This window comes from Citrobacter sp. FDAARGOS_156 (genome assembly GCF_001559235.2).
Classification (GTDB): domain Bacteria; phylum Pseudomonadota; class Gammaproteobacteria; order Enterobacterales; family Enterobacteriaceae; genus Citrobacter; species Citrobacter youngae.
On record NZ_CP014030.2, the window covers coordinates 3,957,440 to 3,975,943 of the forward strand.

Here is an 18,504-nt window from a genome sequence, read left to right on the forward strand (position 1 = left end):
AGCCGTCCTTACGCATGTTGATTCTGTTAATCATACACCTGGAGATGTGCCGGTTCCTGCCAGAACCGGCATAACACTTAGCGCACCATGCATGGGCGTTTATTATCGAAGGTCCAGTTCGGGATCAGGTACTGCATTCCCATCGCGTCATCACGCGCTCCCAGGCCATGTTGCTGGTACAGTTCGTGCGCTTTCATCACCTGGTCCATATCCAGTTCTACACCCAGACCCGGCTTCGCTGGTACCTGTACCATGCCGCCTTTAATGTCGAACGGTTCTTTGGTCAGGCGTTGGTTACCTTCCTGCCAGATCCAGTGGGTATCAATGGCCGTAATTTTACCCGGCGCAGCCGCCGCGACATGCGTAAACATCGCCAGCGAAATATCAAAGTGGTTGTTAGAGTGTGAACCCCAGGTGAGACCAAACTCATGACACATCTGCGCTACGCGAACAGACCCCTGCATGGTCCAAAAATGCGGGTCCGCCAGTGGGATATCCACGGACTGCAACGACAGCGTGTGCCCCATCTGACGCCAGTCGGTAGCAATCATATTGGTCGCTGTCGGCAGGCCAGTAGCGCGGCGGAATTCCGCCATCACTTCACGCCCAGAGAAGCCCTGCTCGGCGCCGCACGGATCTTCCGCATAGGCCAGAGAACCCTTCAGATACTTACCGATCTTGATCGCTTCATTCAACGACCAGGCGCCGTTGGGATCGAGCGTTACGCGGGCCTGCGGGAAACGCTTCGCCAACGCGACGATAGATTCCGCTTCCTCTTCCCCTGCCAGCACGCCACCTTTCAGTTTAAAGTCGTTAAAGCCATATTTCTCATACGCGGCTTCCGCCAGGCGCACAACCGCATCCGGGGTCATGGCCTCTTCATGACGCAGACGATACCAGTCGCACTTCTCATCCGGCTGACTCTGATACGGCAGCGGCGTCGCTTTACGGTTGCCGACGAAGAACAGATACCCCAACATTTCCACTTCGCTACGCTGCTGACCATCACCCAGCAGAGACGCGACATTCACCCCCAGGTGCTGGCCTAACAGATCCAACATGGCAGCTTCGATCCCAGTAACCACATGAATAGTGGTACGTAAATCAAAGGTCTGCAAACCGCGACCGCCCGCATCACGATCGGCAAAAGTATTGCGTACCGTATTCAGTACGTTTTTGTATTCACCTAACGTTTTGCCCACCACCAGCGGAATCGCATCTTCCAGCGTTTTACGGATTTTTTCTCCGCCGGGAATTTCACCCACGCCGGTATGACCGGAGTTATCTTTAATAATCACAATATTGCGCGTGAAGAACGGAGCATGTGCGCCGCTCAGGTTCATCAGCATACTGTCATGACCCGCAACCGGAATAACCTGCATAGAGGTAACCAGTGGGGTAGAAAATTGTGCGCTCATAATTAAGTCCTTATTCAAAATTAGTGGCGGCCGAAAACGGGACGTTTACGGTCAAAAGTCCATCCGGGGATCAGATACTGCATTGGGCCTGCGTCATTACGCGCGCCGCCGGGCAGCGCCTTATAGGCTTCATGCGCTTTCTGCACCTGATCCCAGTCCAGTTCCACGCCCAGACCGGGCGCATCGGGTACCGCAATTTTTCCGTTTTTAATCTCCAGCGGATTTTTGGTCAGGCGGCAATCACCCTCCTGCCAGATCCAGTGGGTATCAATAGCCGTTGGATTACCCGGCGCAGCCGCACCGACGTGGGTGAACATCGCCAGCGAAATATCAAAGTGGTTATTAGAATGGCATCCCCAGGTCAGGCCCCAGTCATCGCACAACTGCGCCACGCGTACCGCGCCGGAAAGCGTCCAGAAGTGCGGATCGGCCAGCGGAATATCGACTGCATTCAGCATTACCGCGTGGCCCATTTCGCGCCAGTTGGTAGCAATCATGTTGGTCGCCACCGGCAAACCAGTCGCGCGGCGGAACTCAGCCATCACTTCGCGGCCAGAAAAACCCTGTTCAGCGCCGCATGGATCTTCGGCGTAGGTCAGCACATCGTTCAGCCCTTTACACAGGGAGATGGCTTCATCCAGCAACCAGGCACCGTTGGGATCAACCGTAATACGCGCATCCGGGAAGCATTTTTTCAGCGCACGAGCGGTGTCGATTTCCTGCTCGCCCGGCAGCACACCACCCTTCAGTTTGAAATCTTTAAAGCCGTAGCGATCCTGTGACGCCTGCGCCAGACGCACCACCGCGTCGCTGGTCATCGCTTGCTGGTGACGTAATTGATACCACTCATGTTTACCCGGCGTACTTTCCAGATACGGCAAATCGGTTTTGCAGCGATCACCTACATAGAACAGATACCCGAGCACGGTCACTGCATCACGCTGCTTACCCGGACCTAACAGCTCGCAGACCGGTACATTCAGCGCTTTGCCCAGCAGATCCAGCAGCGCGGCCTCCAGCGCCGCCACCGCATTGACGCGCAGCTCAAATGTCCAGGCACCTTTGCCGAAAGTATCAAAGTCAGCAGCCTGATTGCCTTTATGTACCTGCTGGACCACCTTATTCAGGCGGGCCACTTCCTGACCCAATACCATCGGGATAGCGTCAACCAGAGTCTGATAAATCACTTCACCGCCCGGCGCTTCACCGACGCCAGTATTACCGGCGTTATCGGTAAGAACCACAATATTGCGGGTGAAATATGCGTTGTGCGCACCGCCAATATTGAGCAGCATGCTGTCATGCCCGGCCACCGGGATGACCTTCATATCGGTAATAACGGGGCTTGATTGTGTTGTCATCATCATTGTCCTGCGACAGGTTTAAGTTCGATACGTTTAATATCACCGACCAGCACCAGATAGCTCACCACAGCAATCAGCGCATGCACCCCAACGTAAATCAAGGCACCATTAAACGACCCCGTCGTGCCCACAATGTAGCCAATAGCAATCGGTGTCACGATGCCGGAGATATTACCGAACATGTTGAACAGACCGCCGCTCAGGCCGCTAATCTCTTTGGGGGCCGTGTCTGCCATTACCGCCCAGCCCAGTGCACCAATACCTTTACCGAAGAAAGCCAGCGCCATAAAGCCGATAATCATCCACTCAACGTTGACGTAGTTACAGAACACCATCACCATTGACAGCAACATACCCAACACGATTGGCGTTTTGCGGGCGATATTCAGCGAACCGGTGCGACGCATCAGCCAGTCGGAAATAATGCCGCCGAGCACGCCGCCTGCGAATCCGCAAATAGCCGGGACCGACGCGACAAATCCCGCTTTCAGAATCGACATACCGCGCGCCTGTACCAGATAGACCGGGAACCAGGTGATAAAGAAGTAGGTCAGCGCGTTAATACAGTACTGACCGATGTAGATACCGATCATCATGCGGGAACCCAACAACTGTTTGATTTGTCCCCATTTCACGCTGAACGGAACTTTAGCTTTAGCGGCTGCCTGATCCATGTTGATCAGTGCGCCACCTTCGGCAATGTAGTCCAGCTCTTTTTGGTTTACACCCGGGTGCTGGTTTGGTTCATGAATCACCTTCAGCCAGACAAAACTGATGATGATCCCGAGTCCGCCCATAAAGAAGAATACGTGTGACCAGCCTACTTCGTGGGTCAGCCAGCCCATGATTGGCGCGAAGATAACGGTGGCAAAGTACTGCGCAGAGTTAAAGATTGCGACCGCCGTGCCCCTCTCCTGTGCCGGGAACCATGCCGCAACTATGCGACTGTTGCCGGGGAAGGATGGCGCTTCAGCTAACCCCACAAGAAAGCGCAGGGTAAACAACGCAACGATAATGCCGAAGCCGCTAAAGATATCGACGAAGCCCTGCAGCAGGGTAAACATGGACCAGATAAAGATGGACCAGAAATAAACGCGTTTTGAACCAAAGCGGTCAAGCAACCAGCCGCCAGGGATCTGGCCGATAACATAGGCCCATGAAAAAGCGGAAAATACATACCCCATCCCTACCGCATCCAGACCAATGTCTTTGGCCATCTCCGAACCGGCAATGGATAAGGTGGCGCGGTCGCCGTAGTTGAAGGATGTGACGATAAACAACATCACCACTATCCAGTAGCGAGCGTTAGTGCGTTTTTCCGCGCTGCTCGCCGCCTGACTTAATGAACTCATTGTTGCACTCCTGAATCGTGGCTTTCGCCAGTTCATTCTGTACAGCACCTGTAGGGTGATCAGAATGAGAGGTTAGTGTGTGGCAGTTTTGGTACAGCTCAGGGCCGTTTTATTCTGACTCGCTGCCTTTTCGGGAACTGACGGGAAAAGTATATGAAGGAGTGCCTCTTACCCTCACCGTGCAAAAACACAACATTGCGAGGGGTGAATGAGGTTGTTTATGGCATAAGCCTAAGGGAATGGAAGATGCTTCACGAAATTGGCGTTTGAGGGGGATTTATTGCCGGGTAATGGCGACGCCTTACCCGGCTTATGATTCGAACTGTGCGGATGGTTGGGTAATATTCTATTTGAGGAGCGTTGCCCAGTGTTCTACCCAGGGGTTGGATTCGCTTTCCGGTTCCGGATGTTCACCGGCATCAATCAGCAGCATCTCACCTACACGCTGGGCGCTCTGTTCCTGCAAAAGCGCATCAAACTGCTTACCACCGCCGCAGAAATTGGCATATGAACTGTCACCGAGTGCAATAATGCCGTAGTGAACGTCGGGCTGATAACCCAGTTGGTCTTTAATTCCCTGAAACAGCGGCACGATGCTGTCCGGCAGATCGCCTTGTCCCGTCGTTGACGTTACGACCAGGATGTACTTGTCTTTGTACTTTTCCCAGTCAGCCAGTTCCGGATCTTCATAAACCGTAGCTTTATGCCCCTGATTTGCGAGGATAGCTTCGGCCTCTTCGGCAACCAGCAGCGCGTTTCCGTACATCGTGCCGACAAAAATTCCAATTTCCGCCATAACCGTAATCTCCTGGGACTTAAGAATCTATCTGCTTATCCTGACCTGACAGCCCGCTGAACTCAACCCTTTCATTCTCAGGGAGAAGTCCACGCCAGCCAAACTGTGATAGCGCCTGCATCCAGACGTCATCCAGCCCGGCGCGAATAACCAGCGGTTCGCCGGTGAAAGGATGGGTCAGCGCAAGCTGGCTGGCATGCAGCATTAATCGCTGACAACCGAAATGCTCCGCGGCGCTGCGGTTTTGTCGCAAATCACCGTGCTTGCTGTCGCCAATAATCGGATGACGCAAATGCGCCAGGTGACGTCTGAGCTGGTGTTTTCGACCGGTTTTAGGATCCAGCTCCACCAGCCCGTAACGGGTGGTCGGATAACGTCCGGTCGCCACCGGCATTTCAACCGTCGCCAGGCCGCGATAATGGGTTACCGCAGGCTGTGGGCCTTTGTCGTCACGGGCAAATTTATCGGCAATCTTGTCCAGCTCTTCCACCAAAGGATAATCCAGCACGGCATCATCCATCAGCCAGCCACGCACAATCGCATGATAGCGTTTTTGGATTTGATGCTGCTCAAACTGCTGTGCCAGCCGTCGTCCGGCCTCGCTGGACAGCCCCATCAACAGCACACCGGATGTCGGTCTGTCGAGTCGGTGGGCGGTAAAAACGTGCTGACCAATCTGGTCGCGCACCGTTTGCATTACCACCACTTTCTCATCGCGGTCGAGCCAACTGCGATGAACCAGCCAGCCCGAAGGTTTGTTGACTGCAACCAGCCATTGGTCCTGATAGAGAATCTCCAGCATCAGGCGTTATCACTGGTAAATAGCGCATCCAGATCCTGCAATGCAATCAGGATCACATCGCGCTGTGGATGATCGGCTGCCAGCGCCATTTCATAATATGGCGCAATAGCGAACGCTTCTGGAAGTGGCTGCGCATTATCAAGCAGCGCATGCATGCGGGGAATCAACACCCACTGCAGCCATTCAACCGGCTCCATGGTATCCATACAAAAAGGCTGCGTGCTGGAAAACAGATGCGCTTCTGGCTCATCCATCCGCCAGTGATTATGTTCACGCAGCAGTACTTCAAGCGCATGCAACTGCTCGCGCACACGGTCATGAGTCGTCATGAAATTAACCTCAATGATGAAAAATCTGGCGCGAAGAATAGCACCAGTAGAAAGGAAATAAAAAAAAGGGAGCACTGTAAAAACAGTGCTCCCGGTTCGTTTCGCAGCATTCCAGCTACTTTTAGTGCTCCCTGCTCATCCGTGACAACTTTTCCTGTGGTCTTGCGACCGCGTTCATCCTGAACTTTTGCATCCTGCTCACATCACCCCGATGTGAAAACTTCATCCTGAAGTGTCCTGGCCATCCTGACCCGCCGAACATCCTGACCGGCTCTCGTTCTCCATCCTGGAGGTGTCCTTTAACGCTTCCCGCGTTTTCCTCTTTGCTTCATCCTGAAACCTGTCCTTGCAGCACCGTCCAGGTGTGTCCTGCCGAAGTGTCATCATCCTGATGTTCACTTCGTTGTGCGACTCCTTGTCGACAGAGATAGAATCGCCTGTTTCGCATTGTCTTACAAGACACTTACAGACATACCCTAATGATTATTTTCATATGAAAGTTATCAATAAAACATTAACCAATTGAATTATAAATAGTTAACATTATATCGGTCGATGAAGTCTTTACTGATCACCTGGCAATCTCCTACAGGGTTTGTAAGAGATCTCTCACACGCCCTAGGGCAAACTGGATTACAGAACAGGCTTAAGTTGAGTAAGAAATTCCGCAAGCGAGGCCGCCAGAACCGTCCGTTTACGGGTTCCCAGCGTTTCCTTGCAGACTTCCCCAGACAAGTTGCACACTGAAATAACATCAAGTTCATTGTCCAGTGTGGCAATAAAAAGTGTAGGAGAGAGCTTAAGGCGTTTTTGCGTAACCAGGTGGCCGATCAGGTTTTCCTGTACGCGCCTGAAGTCATCTTCAGACCAGGTTTGCAGCAGAGTAAGTTTCTCATCCGCAAATTGTGCGTGCATGTCCCCGGCAAACTGGGTGGTATAAAACGCATGAACAGCGGGTTGTACCACAATATCAAAGGCGCGTTCAACCGCGTTTACATTCGGCTCGCCCACAAAAGGCTGCGGTTGCCAGTACACCGCATCGTTCGTGGAGGAGATGATGCACGGAGACGGTACGCCATACAGCTCTTCACTCAGCGGCCAGCTGCCGTTTTTTTCATGCCATGCATCGCAATAACGCGTCGTAAAGGCTGTCAACGCCTGTGCTGTCAATTCGTCCACTGATTTCTCTCTTCACAAAAGCCAGGATACACTTGTCGCATAGTGTATCTGGTTTATGACGGTGAAACATGTCCTCTTATGAAAATCATCAGGCGCTTGACGGCCTGACTCTCGGAAAATCAACGGATTACCGGGATATTTACGACGCCAGCCTGCTGCAGGGTGTTCCGCGCAGCCTGAACCGCGACCCGCTGGATCTTAAGGCCGATAATCTGCCTTTTCACGGCGCCGATATCTGGACGCTGTATGAACTGTCATGGCTGAATGCCAACGGCTTACCGCAGGTTGCGGTCGGCCATGTGGAGCTGGATTACACCAGCGTTAATCTGATTGAATCAAAAAGTTTTAAGCTGTATCTGAACAGTTTTAATCAGACGCGTTTTGACTCATGGGAACACGTCCGTCAGACGCTGGAACACGATCTACGCGCCTGCGCGCAAGGTGATGTCAGCGTAGCGCTCTATCGTCTTGACGAACAGGAAGGGCAGCCGATAGCCCACTTCAATGGCACCTGTATCGACAATCAGGATATCATCATCGATAACTACCAGTTCAGCACCGACTATCTGGAAAATGCCGTAAGCGGTGAAAAAGCGGTGGAAGAGACGCTGGTCAGCCATCTGCTAAAATCCAACTGCCTGATCACCCACCAGCCTGACTGGGGTTCCATACAAATTCAGTATCGCGGTCGCAAAATCGACAGGGAAAAGTTGCTGCGCTATCTGGTCTCCTTCCGCCACCACAATGAATTTCACGAGCAGTGTGTGGAACGCATTTTCAATGACCTGCTGCGTTTCTGTCAGCCGGAGAAACTGAGCGTATACGCACGCTACACGCGACGCGGCGGCCTCGATATCAACCCATGGCGCACCAACACAGATTTCACTCCCGCAACAGGCAGACTGGTGCGTCAGTAATCTTTTTTCTCAATTTTGCGTGTCGGATTCCGCGCGCAAGGTTGTGAAAGGTCATAAGCCAGGGCTATTGTAATCAGTAGAGGATGATATCTCTCGTCCCGTAAGGAGTTTACTTGATTACACATATTAGCCCGCTTGGCTCAATGGACATGTTGTCGCAGCTGGAAGTCGATATGCTTAAACGCACGGCCAGCAGCGACCTGTATCAACTGTTTCGTAACTGTTCGCTTGCCGTTCTGAACTCCGGCAGTTTGACAGACAACAGCAAAGAGCTGCTGTCTCGTTTTGAAAGTTTCGACATTAACGTGCTGCGCCGTGAACGCGGCGTGAAGCTGGAACTGATCAACCCACCTGAAGACGCGTTTGTCGATGGGCGCATCATTCGCGCGCTGCAGGCCAACCTGTTTGCCGTACTGCGCGACATTCTTTTCGTCAATGGCCAGATCCATAACGCGGGTCGTTTCCAGCATCTGGATCTCGAAAGCTCGGTTCACATCACCAACCTGGTCTTCTCCATTCTGCGTAACGCCCGGGCGCTTCACGTCGGTGAAGCGCCGAACATGGTCGTCTGCTGGGGCGGTCACTCCATCAACGAGAACGAATACTTGTATGCGCGTCGCGTGGGCACTCAGTTAGGCCTGCGTGAACTGAACATCTGCACCGGGTGTGGTCCGGGCGCGATGGAAGCACCAATGAAAGGCGCCGCGGTCGGCCACGCTCAGCAGCGCTACAAAGACAGCCGCTTTATTGGTATGACCGAGCCGTCAATTATCGCGGCGGAACCGCCTAACCCGCTGGTTAACGAACTGATCATCATGCCGGACATTGAAAAACGTCTGGAAGCGTTCGTGCGTATCGCTCACGGTATTATCATCTTCCCGGGCGGCGTAGGGACAGCAGAAGAGCTGTTGTATCTGCTGGGTATCCTGATGAATCCGGCCAACAAAGATCAAGTTCTGCCATTGATCCTGACCGGGCCAAAAGAGAGCGCCGATTACTTCCGCGTGCTGGACGAATTTATCGTGCACACGCTGGGGGAAGATGCGCGTCGCCACTATCGCATTATCATTGACGATGCAGCGGAAGTGGCGCGTCTGATGAAAAAAGCGATGCCGCTGGTGAAAGAAAACCGTCGCGACACAGGTGATGCTTACAGCTTTAACTGGTCGATTCGTATCGCGCCCGATCTGCAGATGCCGTTCGAACCGTCCCACGAAAACATGGCGAATCTGAAACTGTATCCAGACCAGCCTGTTGAAGTGCTGGCTGCAGACCTGCGTCGCGCATTCTCCGGGATTGTCGCGGGGAACGTGAAAGAAGTCGGCATTCGCGCCATTGAAGAGTTTGGCCCGTACAAAATCCACGGTGACCCTGAGATGATGCGCCGCATGGACGATCTCCTGCAGGGCTTTGTTGCACAACATCGTATGAAGTTACCGGGCACTGCGTATATCCCGTGCTACGAGATCTGCGCATAACCTTCAACACCCGCTAGCAGCGCTATAGCGGTGACAGTTTTGTCCATATCAAAGCCGGATTTGGCGCATCAGCCAACCGGCTTTTTTAGTGATACCAGTCACATAGCTCACGCAATAACATAAATATCAATTATCTTTCGTCTGGCGAGCCCCAAAACGCAAACGATTACCTCCCAGGGGAAACCGTGATTTATCACCGCAAATTATAATTAGTCATCAGAATTCACTAAAAACAACAGTTTTTATAGCGCAACCCTCGTATCTTCGCGCCCTGTCTTTCATGCCATATGTCGTTAATGTTAGCCTTCACGCCCGTAAATTCGCTTTGACTATTTTTTAACAGATTAATGGTCCAAATTTATCCACATAAAAGGTGGATTATTGCATTTGAGATCGCGATCACTGATACATTCATTACTTAAATGTATCTTTCCGCCCGAAAATTATTACGGCGAAAAATTATATAAAAATCGCTAAACGAATTTCGTTTTACAGTCGGGTATTTTTTCATTGGATTGAACCCAAACCCGACTTTTTAAGCTTCCTCCAGGAGAAACAGATGGAAAACACGCAAACCAGCACTATCGTTACGGGCCAGACCCGCAGCGCATGGCGCAAGACAGACACCATGTGGATGCTGGGCCTTTACGGCACGGCGATTGGCGCGGGTGTATTATTCCTGCCAATTAACGCAGGCGTTGGCGGTATGATCCCGCTGATCATCATGGCCATTCTTGCCTTCCCAATGACCTTCTTTGCTCACCGTGGTCTGACCCGCTTCGTGTTGTCCGGTAAAAATCCGGGTGAAGACATCACCGAAGTTGTAGAAGAACACTTCGGCGTTGGCGCAGGTAAACTGATTACCCTGCTCTACTTCTTCGCTATCTACCCGATTCTGTTGGTTTACAGCGTAGCAATCACCAATACCGTTGAAAGCTTCCTGACTCACCAGTTGGCGATTACGCCGCCGCCGCGTGCAATCCTGTCTCTGATCCTGATTGTCGGCATGATGACCATCGTGCGCTTCGGTGAGCAGATGATCGTTAAGGCGATGAGCATCCTGGTATTCCCGTTCGTTGCGGCTCTGATGCTGTTGGCGCTGTATCTGATCCCTCAGTGGAGCGGTGCGATTCTGGAAACCATGTCTTTTGACTCTGCGGCAACCACCGGCAACGGCCTGCTGTTGACCCTGTGGCTGGCGATTCCGGTAATGGTGTTCTCCTTCAACCACTCCCCGATCATCTCCTCCTTCGCCGTGGCGAAGCGTGAAGAGTACGGTGATGAAGCTGAGAAGAAATGCTCCAAGATTCTGGCATTCGCTCACATCATGATGGTACTGACCGTTATGTTCTTCGTCTTCAGCTGTGTATTCAGCCTGACCCCGGCGGACCTGGCAGCAGCAAAAGAACAGAACATCTCTATCCTGTCTTACCTGGCAAACCACTTTAACGCACCGATTATTGCCTGGATGGCACCGATCATCGCGATTATCGCTATCACCAAATCCTTCCTCGGCCACTACCTGGGCGCACGTGAAGGCTTCAACGGGATGGTGATTAAGTCTCTGCGCGGCAAAGGCAAATCCATCGAAATCAACAAACTGAACAAAATCACTGCACTGTTCATGCTGGTAACCACCTGGATTGTGGCGACGCTGAACCCGAGCATCCTCGGTATGATTGAGACCCTGGGTGGCCCAATCATCGCGATGATTCTGTTCCTGATGCCGATGTATGCGATTCAGAAAGTACCGGCAATGCGTAAATACAGCGGCCATATCAGCAACGTGTTCGTTGTGATTATGGGCCTGATCGCTATCTCCGCTATTTTCTACTCTCTGTTCAGTTAATTCCCCTGCGCCGCTCTTCGGGGCGGCGCACCTCGATACACAATGGACGCCTCATGATTAGCGTATTCGATATTTTCAAAATCGGCATTGGCCCTTCCAGCTCCCATACTGTTGGCCCGATGAAAGCAGGCAAACAATTCACGGATGACCTGATTGCACGCGGAATTCTCACTGACGTAACCCGCGTAGTGGTTGATGTCTATGGCTCTCTGTCCCTGACCGGGAAAGGTCACCATACCGACATCGCGATTATTATGGGCCTGGCGGGTAATCTGCCGGATACCGTAGACATTGATGCTATCCCGGCCTTTATCCAGGATGTGAATACTCACGGACGTTTGCTGCTGGCGGACGGTCAACATGAGGTCGAATTCCCGGTTGATAAGTGCATGAATTTCCATACGGACAATCTGTCCCTGCACGAAAACGGGATGCGTATTACCGCACTGGCAGGCGAAAAAGCCATTTACAGCCAGACGTACTATTCCATCGGCGGTGGATTTATCGTTGATGAAGAACACTTTGGTTTGCCGAATAACAATCCGGTAAACGTGCCATATCCGTATACATCCGCAGCCGATTTGCAACGACACTGTCAGGAAACCGGACTATCACTTTCCGGCCTGATGATGCAGAACGAACTAGCCCTGCACAGCAAAGAAGAGCTGGAACAGCACTTTGCAAACGTCTGGGAAGTGATGCGCAGTGGAATTGAACGCGGTATCACCACCGAAGGCGTATTGCCGGGCAAACTGCGCGTTCCGCGTCGTGCGGCAGCACTGCGTCGTATGCTGGTTAGCAGTGACAAAACCACGACTGACCCGATGGCAGTTGTAGACTGGATCAACATGTTTGCGCTGGCCGTGAACGAAGAGAACGCTGCCGGTGGACGTGTAGTTACCGCCCCGACGAACGGCGCATGCGGGATTGTTCCTGCAGTGCTGGCGTACTATGACAAGTTTATCCGCGACGTGAACGCTAACTCACTGGCACGCTATATGCTGGTCGCGAGCGCCATCGGTTCCCTGTACAAGATGAATGCCTCAATTTCGGGTGCTGAAGTGGGCTGTCAGGGTGAAGTCGGCGTGGCGTGTTCTATGGCGGCGGCGGGTCTGGCAGAACTGCTGGGCGGTAGCCCGACGCAGGTATGTATCGCCGCAGAAATCGGTATGGAACACAACCTGGGTCTGACCTGCGATCCGGTTGCCGGACAAGTTCAGGTTCCGTGCATTGAGCGTAACGCCATTGCATCGGTGAAAGCGGTGAACGCAGCTCGTATGGCGCTGCGCCGTACCAGCGAGCCTCGTGTATGCCTCGATAAAGTTATCGAGACCATGTACGAGACAGGTAAAGATATGAATGCCAAATACCGCGAAACCTCGCGTGGCGGTCTGGCGATGAAGATCGTTACCTGCGATTAATCCCTGGCGCAAACTTATCCGGCCTACAGTGCCACAGTCATTTGTAGGCCGGATAAGGCGTCAGCCGCCATCCGGCAAAATGTTGTTTCAGATCTTCGCCTCCCCCCACTGTGAATGTTACCCTACAGCCTGATTTATCAGGGAGAACACCGTGGCCGTCCATCTGCTCATTGTCGATGCACTCAATCTCATTCGTCGCATTCACGCCGTCCAGGGGTCGCCCTGCGTGGAGACGTGCCAGCACGCGCTCGATCAGTTGATTGTGCACAGTCAGCCCACACACGCCGTGGCGGTATTTGATGACGAAGCGCGCAACAGCGGCTGGCGTCACCAACGCTTACCTGACTACAAAGCCGGTCGCCCGCCAATGCCTGACGATTTACACAAGGAAATGCCCGCCTTACGCGCCGCTTTTGAACAACACGGCGTCTGTTGTTGGGTCTCGAGCGGGAATGAAGCCGATGATTTAGCCGCAACGCTGGCGGTGAAAGTCACCCAGGCGGGACATCAGGCCACCATCGTTTCGACAGATAAAGGTTATTGCCAACTGCTCTCCCCAACATTACGCATTCGCGACTATTTCCAGAAGCGCTGGCTGGACGCGCCGTTCATTGAGAAAGAATTTGGTGTAATGCCTCAGCAATTGCCAGATTATTGGGGACTGGCCGGGATCAGCAGCTCAAAAGTGCCGGGCGTTGCAGGTATTGGTCCCAAGAGTGCAACACAGCTACTCATGCAGTTTCAGCATCTGGAAGGGATTTACGCACATCTGGAAGACGTGCCGGAAAAGTGGCGCAAGAAACTGGAGATGCACCAGGAGATGGCGTTTCTGTGCCGTGATATCGCGCGGCTGCAAACGGACTTACATATTGACGGAAATCTCCAGCAGCTACGGCTGGCACGGTAGTCTTATTGCCGGATGGCGCTGCGCTTATCCGGCCTACGCATCGTCCCTCCAGTAGGCCGGATAAACGCCAGGTGATTACCAGGCGGTATGGTAAAGCTCGACAATATCGGCAATGCTTGCTTCACGCGGATTACCGCCAGTGCAAACATCGTCAAATGCCGCCTGCGCCAGCGCAGGAATATCTTCCTTACGTACCCCCACATCACGTAAGTGCGGCGGGATCCCCACATCGCGGTTAAGCGCAAACACAGCATCTACCGCAGCCTTACGCGCCTCTTCCAGCGTTAAACCTTCCACTTTCACCCCCATCACCCGGGCGATATCGCGGAATTTCTCTCCGGTGTATTCGGCGTTGTAGTGCATCACGTGCGGTAACAAAATGGCATTGGCGACGCCGTGCGGAGTGTTATAAAAGGCCCCTAGCGGGTGTGCCATCCCGTGCACGAGCCCCAGACCGACGTTTGAAAATCCCATTCCGGCAACGTACTGACCCAGCGCCATTGCCTCACCAGACTGGCTGTCACCATTAACAGAGCCGCGCAACGCCCCGGCAATGATCTCAATAGCTTTGATGTGCAACGCGTCAGTGAGTGCCCAAGCCGCCCGCGTAATATAACCTTCAATAGCATGGGTCAACGCATCGACCCCGGTCGCCGCTTTTAACGCGGCAGGCATACCATCCATCATATCGGCATCAATAAACGCCACCTGCGGGATGTCATGCGGATCGACACAGACAAATTTACGCCGATTTTCTTCGTCCGTGATCACGTAGTTAATGGTCACTTCCGCCGCCGTCCCTGCCGTCGTAGGGATTGCCATCACCGGTACGCTCGCAGCACGTGTTGGCGATAACCCTTCAAGGCTGCGTACATCGGCAAACTCAGGGTTATTGTGGATAATGCCAATCGCTTTGCAGGTATCCTGCGGGGAGCCGCCGCCTATAGCTATCAGATAATCTGCGCCACTTTGCTGAAAGACTCCCAATCCCTCCTTCACCACTGCAATTGTAGGATTTGGGATCACACCGGAATAGATTTCCCACGGCAAACCGGCGGCATCCATACGGGATGTCACCTTATCGACAACGCCGCACTGTACCAGGTTTGCATCGGTGACAATCAAAGCCTTGCGATAACCCCGACGGATGACCTCGTCCGTTAATGCCCCAACAGCTCCCCGGCCAAACCATGCCGTTTCATTCAGAATCATTCTGTTCGCCATCGTATTTCTCCTTTTCGCTATGCGAAATTACTCTTCAATTCGTAATCCGTAAGATTTGAATTTCTCCAGCACAATGGCGATCTCTTCGTCATCCAGCACCGGCACCGGGTCGACAATCGCCAGGGTGCTTAGATAAAGGCGGGCCAGGACTTCGACTTCATGCGCCAGCCATAGTGCTTTTTCCAGATTCGCTTCACAGGCAATCAACCCGTGGTGCTGCAACAACGTTGCCTTACGGCTTTTCAGCGCGACGCTCACATGCTCTGACAGCTCTCGTGTACCAAACGTCGCATACGGCGCACACGGGATAGAGTTCCCCCCAGCCGCGGCAATCATGTAATGGATTGCCGGAATAGGACGGTTCAAAATCGACACGGCGGTGCAATGAATCGCATGGTTATGAACGACTGCATTGGCATCCGGGCGCGTCTGATAAGCCGCCAGGTGAAAACGCCATTCACTGGAAGGTAATTGTCCTTTATCATATTTGCCGTCGTTATCTACGAACACGATCATGTTTTCAGTGAGTCTTTCGTAAGGGATACCGCTGGGTGTGATCAGCATTCCATTTTCATAGCGCGCACTTACATTTCCTGCGGTCCCCTGATTCAACCCAAGACGGGTCATTTCAAGGCAGGTTTCGATGATTTCACGTGATAAACGCATTCTTTCCATAATGATTCTCCGGGTACAGTTGCCCCTCGTCTTTATTGCGAAAAAATGCAGCCGCAGAGTAAGACGGGTCAGGTTTCAGGTATGAGCAGCCACTGAACACATTTATTCAGATTCAGTTGGCCGATTTAGTTAGTGCGACGAATTATTGTTGTCTTACGCGCTTAATTAGTTTCATCTCAACTTTTACAGTTTCTTTAATGGGCTGGTCATCAATAGCACTCATCATCATAGCGAAAGCTTTTTCCGCCCAGACATTTTCATCCTGCTGCATCGACCAGACATTATTCGCGAGGAATCCCAGCATGGGATGTTCATCAAATGTCCCGATATTAATATCCGGTGGAATCACACCGAAACGATTGCGAATAGCAATGACGGCACCTTCCAGTACAGGTAATGATGAGGCAATAAACGCCTGCGGACAGCCCTGTTCGTTGATCAATTTATCCATCAACCGATAACCACCATCCGGCGTATTATCCGGACCTTCACGCACCCAGTCACGATGAGAAATTCCATTATTGTTCAACGCGTTAAGGTAACCTTTTAAACGATCGCCAATACTGGGCAATCCGGTATCCCCGACTAAAAACCAGATCGGAGATTTGCCTGCATCAAACAAACTTTGCGTCAGCTTTTCACCGCCTAAAATGTTATGACTTTCAACCAGCGCGTTATCGGTATACTTAAAATCCCTGTCGAGTAGCACCATCGGTTTTCTGACCTGACGCAAATGGTGTTGCTGATTCTCTAATGTTGAAGGAACAATAAACAGGCCATCAACATTACGAGCTATTAACGCTTTCGTTAATTTGTTTTCGTAATCAACATCATCGTAGGTACAACTAATCGTTAATTGATATCCAGAACGACGACAACGTTGTTCAAGTTTCTCGGCCAGTGTGGCAAAAAAGACGTTAGATATATTGGGTACAATCAGCCCCAACGTATCTGTTTTATTCAGTTTCAGGCTGCGGGCTGAATGGTTTATGACATAACCATACCGTTCAACGTATTCATTAATACGCGTTTGGGTTTTGACACTGATACGATATTGCTCAGCCTTCCCGTTCAGCACCAGTCGCACGGTCGTCACCGATAAATTCAGATCGCTGGCTATCTGTTCTACTGTTTTAGCCATTTATATGTCCCAGTTCACATCCAAAAACGTCAATTCACAATCATAAAAGTATTTTAAACTTTTGTCTTACTGCATAACCTGGTTAAGCGCCTGCTGTTGATCCCACATCATCAGATATGCCTGGTATTTACGGTCATAGAAGTCCCGTCGTGCCGGATTCGCTTTAATCACCCCACCTGGGCAAACCATCGCCCGGCAGGCGGAGGGAACATCTGCCCACACCCCGCTGGCCACTGCACCGGTGATAGCCGCACCTAACGTCACCGCATCTTCTTCCTGCATAAGATGAATATCGCATCCGGTGGCGTCTGCATACTCTCGCAACCACAGAGGATTGTGTGTTGCACCGCCACATAGCGTCAGTCGAGAAATGGTATGACCGTTTTCGCGCATCACTTCCATAATGTGTCGCGTGCCGCAGGCAATCGCCTGTAATGTCGCCAGATACAGACGAGCAACCTGCATCTCACCTCGTTCAAGCGTCAAACCGCAAACGCTGCCCCGGGCATCGGGTCGCGCACGCGGGGAACGGTTACCGTGGTGATCGGCCAGCACATGCAGATAACGACCAGGCTCAGACTCCTGCTCCTCAAGTGCGGCAACCCATTCATTAACTAAAACTATGGGATGGCAGCCCCGGGCCTCAGCTTTGTGAAACAGCTCAGCGCTGGCACCCGACTCCTGAAGCGTCCAGTCAACCAGCGCCCCAGCCGCGCTTTGCCCCCCTTCCGTCAGCCAGTAACCAGGCAGCATAGCGGACCAGTACGGCCCCCATACACCCGGTGTATGAATCTCCTGCTCGCTGCACAGCATATGGCAATTTGATGTTCCGCTGATCAACGCCAATGTTCCCGCAGGCTCGACACCGGCAAGCGCCACGCCACCCGCATGCGCATCAATCATGCCACTGGCGACTACCACCGCTGTCGTCAATCCCAGCGCCTGTGCCGCATCGGGGCTGAGCGTCCCAACGGCCGCGCCCGGGGGCAGGATCCGCGACGGAATTTTGTTCAGTAAATCAGTTAATTCAACCGCATCCAGCAGGGAGTGGCTAAAGCGTTGCTCATGTGCCAGATAGTTCCATTTACAGGTTAAAGTACACAGACCAGCAACATCACAAGCGGTGGCTTTCCAGACCAAAAAATCCGCCAGATCGTAGAAGCGGTGTGCACTCTGCCAGGTCGCGGGGAAATGGTTTTTTAGCCACAACGCTTTGGGTAGTTCCATTTCGACACTGACTTCACCACCGACATAACGCAACGCCGGGTCCTGTGTAGCGTTGATACGCTGCGTCTCCTGCACCGCACGATGATCCATCCACATGATGATGTTATGGTCTGACGGTTCACCAGGTGAAACCGCCAGACCCTGCCCCTGTTCATCCAGAGCCACTAACGAACAGGTGGCATCAAACCCCAGCGAGCGGATCTCCTCAACGCTAACCCCGGCTGACGACACAGCCTCCTTCACGGCATGGCAAACCTGCTGCCAGATTTCGGCAGATGACTGCTCTACCCGCTCGGGGCTAGGTCGAAACTGCGAGATAGGGAATGTCGCAAAAGCCAGCCGTTTGCCACTGGCATCAAAAACACCAGCCCTGACACTGGCGGAACCGACATCCACTCCGAGGAAATATCCACTGCTCATAGTAG

General features: G+C 52.5%; 16 protein-coding genes. 5 read left to right on the plus strand and 11 right to left on the minus strand.

Features of this window, described 5'->3' with window-relative positions; all coding sequences use genetic code 11:
• Positions 1-77: 77 nt before the first annotated feature.
• The 7 genes from gudD to syd form a co-directional block, all read right to left on the minus strand.
• A complete protein-coding gene (gene gudD / locus AL515_RS19460; protein WP_061068484.1) occupies positions 78-1,418 on the minus strand; it encodes a glucarate dehydratase in 1,341 nt (446 codons plus the stop codon).
• A gap of 20 nt (positions 1,419-1,438) precedes the next feature.
• Positions 1,439-2,779, minus strand: coding sequence for an enolase C-terminal domain-like protein (locus tag AL515_RS19465; RefSeq protein ID WP_061068485.1), 1,341 nt, complete (start codon positions 2,777-2,779; stop codon positions 1,439-1,441).
• Between the two features lie 2 nt (positions 2,780-2,781).
• Entirely contained in the window at positions 2,782-4,134 is a 1,353-nt protein-coding gene (gene gudP / locus AL515_RS19470; protein WP_061068486.1) for a galactarate/glucarate/glycerate transporter GudP, read from the minus strand.
• A 346-nt stretch (positions 4,135-4,480) separates the two neighbouring features.
• Positions 4,481-4,930: a flavodoxin gene (locus tag AL515_RS19475; protein WP_005130932.1), complete on the minus strand. Its 450-nt coding sequence runs from the start codon at positions 4,928-4,930 to the stop codon at positions 4,481-4,483.
• A gap of 19 nt (positions 4,931-4,949) precedes the next feature.
• Complete coding sequence (truC, locus tag AL515_RS19480; RefSeq protein WP_061068487.1) at positions 4,950-5,732, minus strand: tRNA pseudouridine(65) synthase TruC; 783 nt, start codon at positions 5,730-5,732, stop codon at positions 4,950-4,952.
• Positions 5,732-6,061: a YqcC family protein gene (locus AL515_RS19485; protein WP_061068488.1), complete on the minus strand. Its 330-nt coding sequence runs from the start codon at positions 6,059-6,061 to the stop codon at positions 5,732-5,734. Before AL515_RS19485 ends, truC begins: the two co-directional genes overlap by 1 nt.
• Before the next feature lie 633 nt (positions 6,062-6,694).
• Positions 6,695-7,240, minus strand: coding sequence for a SecY-interacting protein (gene syd, locus AL515_RS19490; RefSeq protein ID WP_061068489.1), 546 nt, complete (start codon positions 7,238-7,240; stop codon positions 6,695-6,697).
• A gap of 68 nt (positions 7,241-7,308) precedes the next feature.
• Between syd and queF the strand changes: the two genes are divergently transcribed.
• From queF to xni, 5 genes are all read left to right on the plus strand, one after another.
• On the plus strand, positions 7,309-8,157 hold the full coding sequence (gene queF, locus AL515_RS19495; protein ID WP_061068490.1) for an NADPH-dependent 7-cyano-7-deazaguanine reductase QueF: 849 nt from the start codon (positions 7,309-7,311) through the stop codon (positions 8,155-8,157).
• A gap of 113 nt (positions 8,158-8,270) precedes the next feature.
• Positions 8,271-9,635: a nucleotide 5'-monophosphate nucleosidase PpnN gene (ppnN, locus tag AL515_RS19500; protein WP_048213083.1), complete on the plus strand. Its 1,365-nt coding sequence runs from the start codon at positions 8,271-8,273 to the stop codon at positions 9,633-9,635.
• 559 nt (positions 9,636-10,194) lie between these two features.
• Entirely contained in the window at positions 10,195-11,484 is a 1,290-nt protein-coding gene (locus AL515_RS19505) for an HAAAP family serine/threonine permease (protein WP_003034073.1), read from the plus strand.
• Between the two features lie 53 nt (positions 11,485-11,537).
• A complete protein-coding gene (locus AL515_RS19510) occupies positions 11,538-12,905 on the plus strand; it encodes an L-serine ammonia-lyase (RefSeq protein ID WP_061068491.1) in 1,368 nt (455 codons plus the stop codon).
• Between the two features lie 151 nt (positions 12,906-13,056).
• The gene (gene xni / locus AL515_RS19515; protein ID WP_061068492.1) at positions 13,057-13,812 is read left to right on the plus strand and encodes a flap endonuclease Xni; all 756 of its coding nucleotides are present in this window, start codon (positions 13,057-13,059) and stop codon (positions 13,810-13,812) included.
• Positions 13,813-13,887: 75 nt separating this feature from the next.
• On the opposite strand, the gene fucO is transcribed toward xni, so the two are convergent.
• The 4 genes from fucO to AL515_RS19535 form a co-directional block, all read right to left on the minus strand.
• Positions 13,888-15,036, minus strand: a complete 1,149-nt coding sequence (gene fucO, locus AL515_RS19520) for a lactaldehyde reductase (protein ID WP_048213086.1) — start codon at positions 15,034-15,036, stop codon at positions 13,888-13,890.
• 27 nt (positions 15,037-15,063) lie between these two features.
• Positions 15,064-15,711 carry an L-fuculose-phosphate aldolase gene (fucA, locus tag AL515_RS19525; RefSeq protein WP_005130946.1) on the minus strand — a complete coding sequence of 216 codons (648 nt, stop codon included), beginning with the start codon at positions 15,709-15,711 and terminating at the stop codon, positions 15,064-15,066.
• A gap of 142 nt (positions 15,712-15,853) precedes the next feature.
• Positions 15,854-16,852: a LacI family DNA-binding transcriptional regulator gene (locus AL515_RS19530; protein WP_061068493.1), complete on the minus strand. Its 999-nt coding sequence runs from the start codon at positions 16,850-16,852 to the stop codon at positions 15,854-15,856.
• Between the two features lie 66 nt (positions 16,853-16,918).
• The gene (locus AL515_RS19535; RefSeq protein ID WP_061068494.1) at positions 16,919-18,499 is read right to left on the minus strand and encodes an FGGY-family carbohydrate kinase; all 1,581 of its coding nucleotides are present in this window, start codon (positions 18,497-18,499) and stop codon (positions 16,919-16,921) included.
• Positions 18,500-18,504 lie beyond the last annotated feature (5 nt).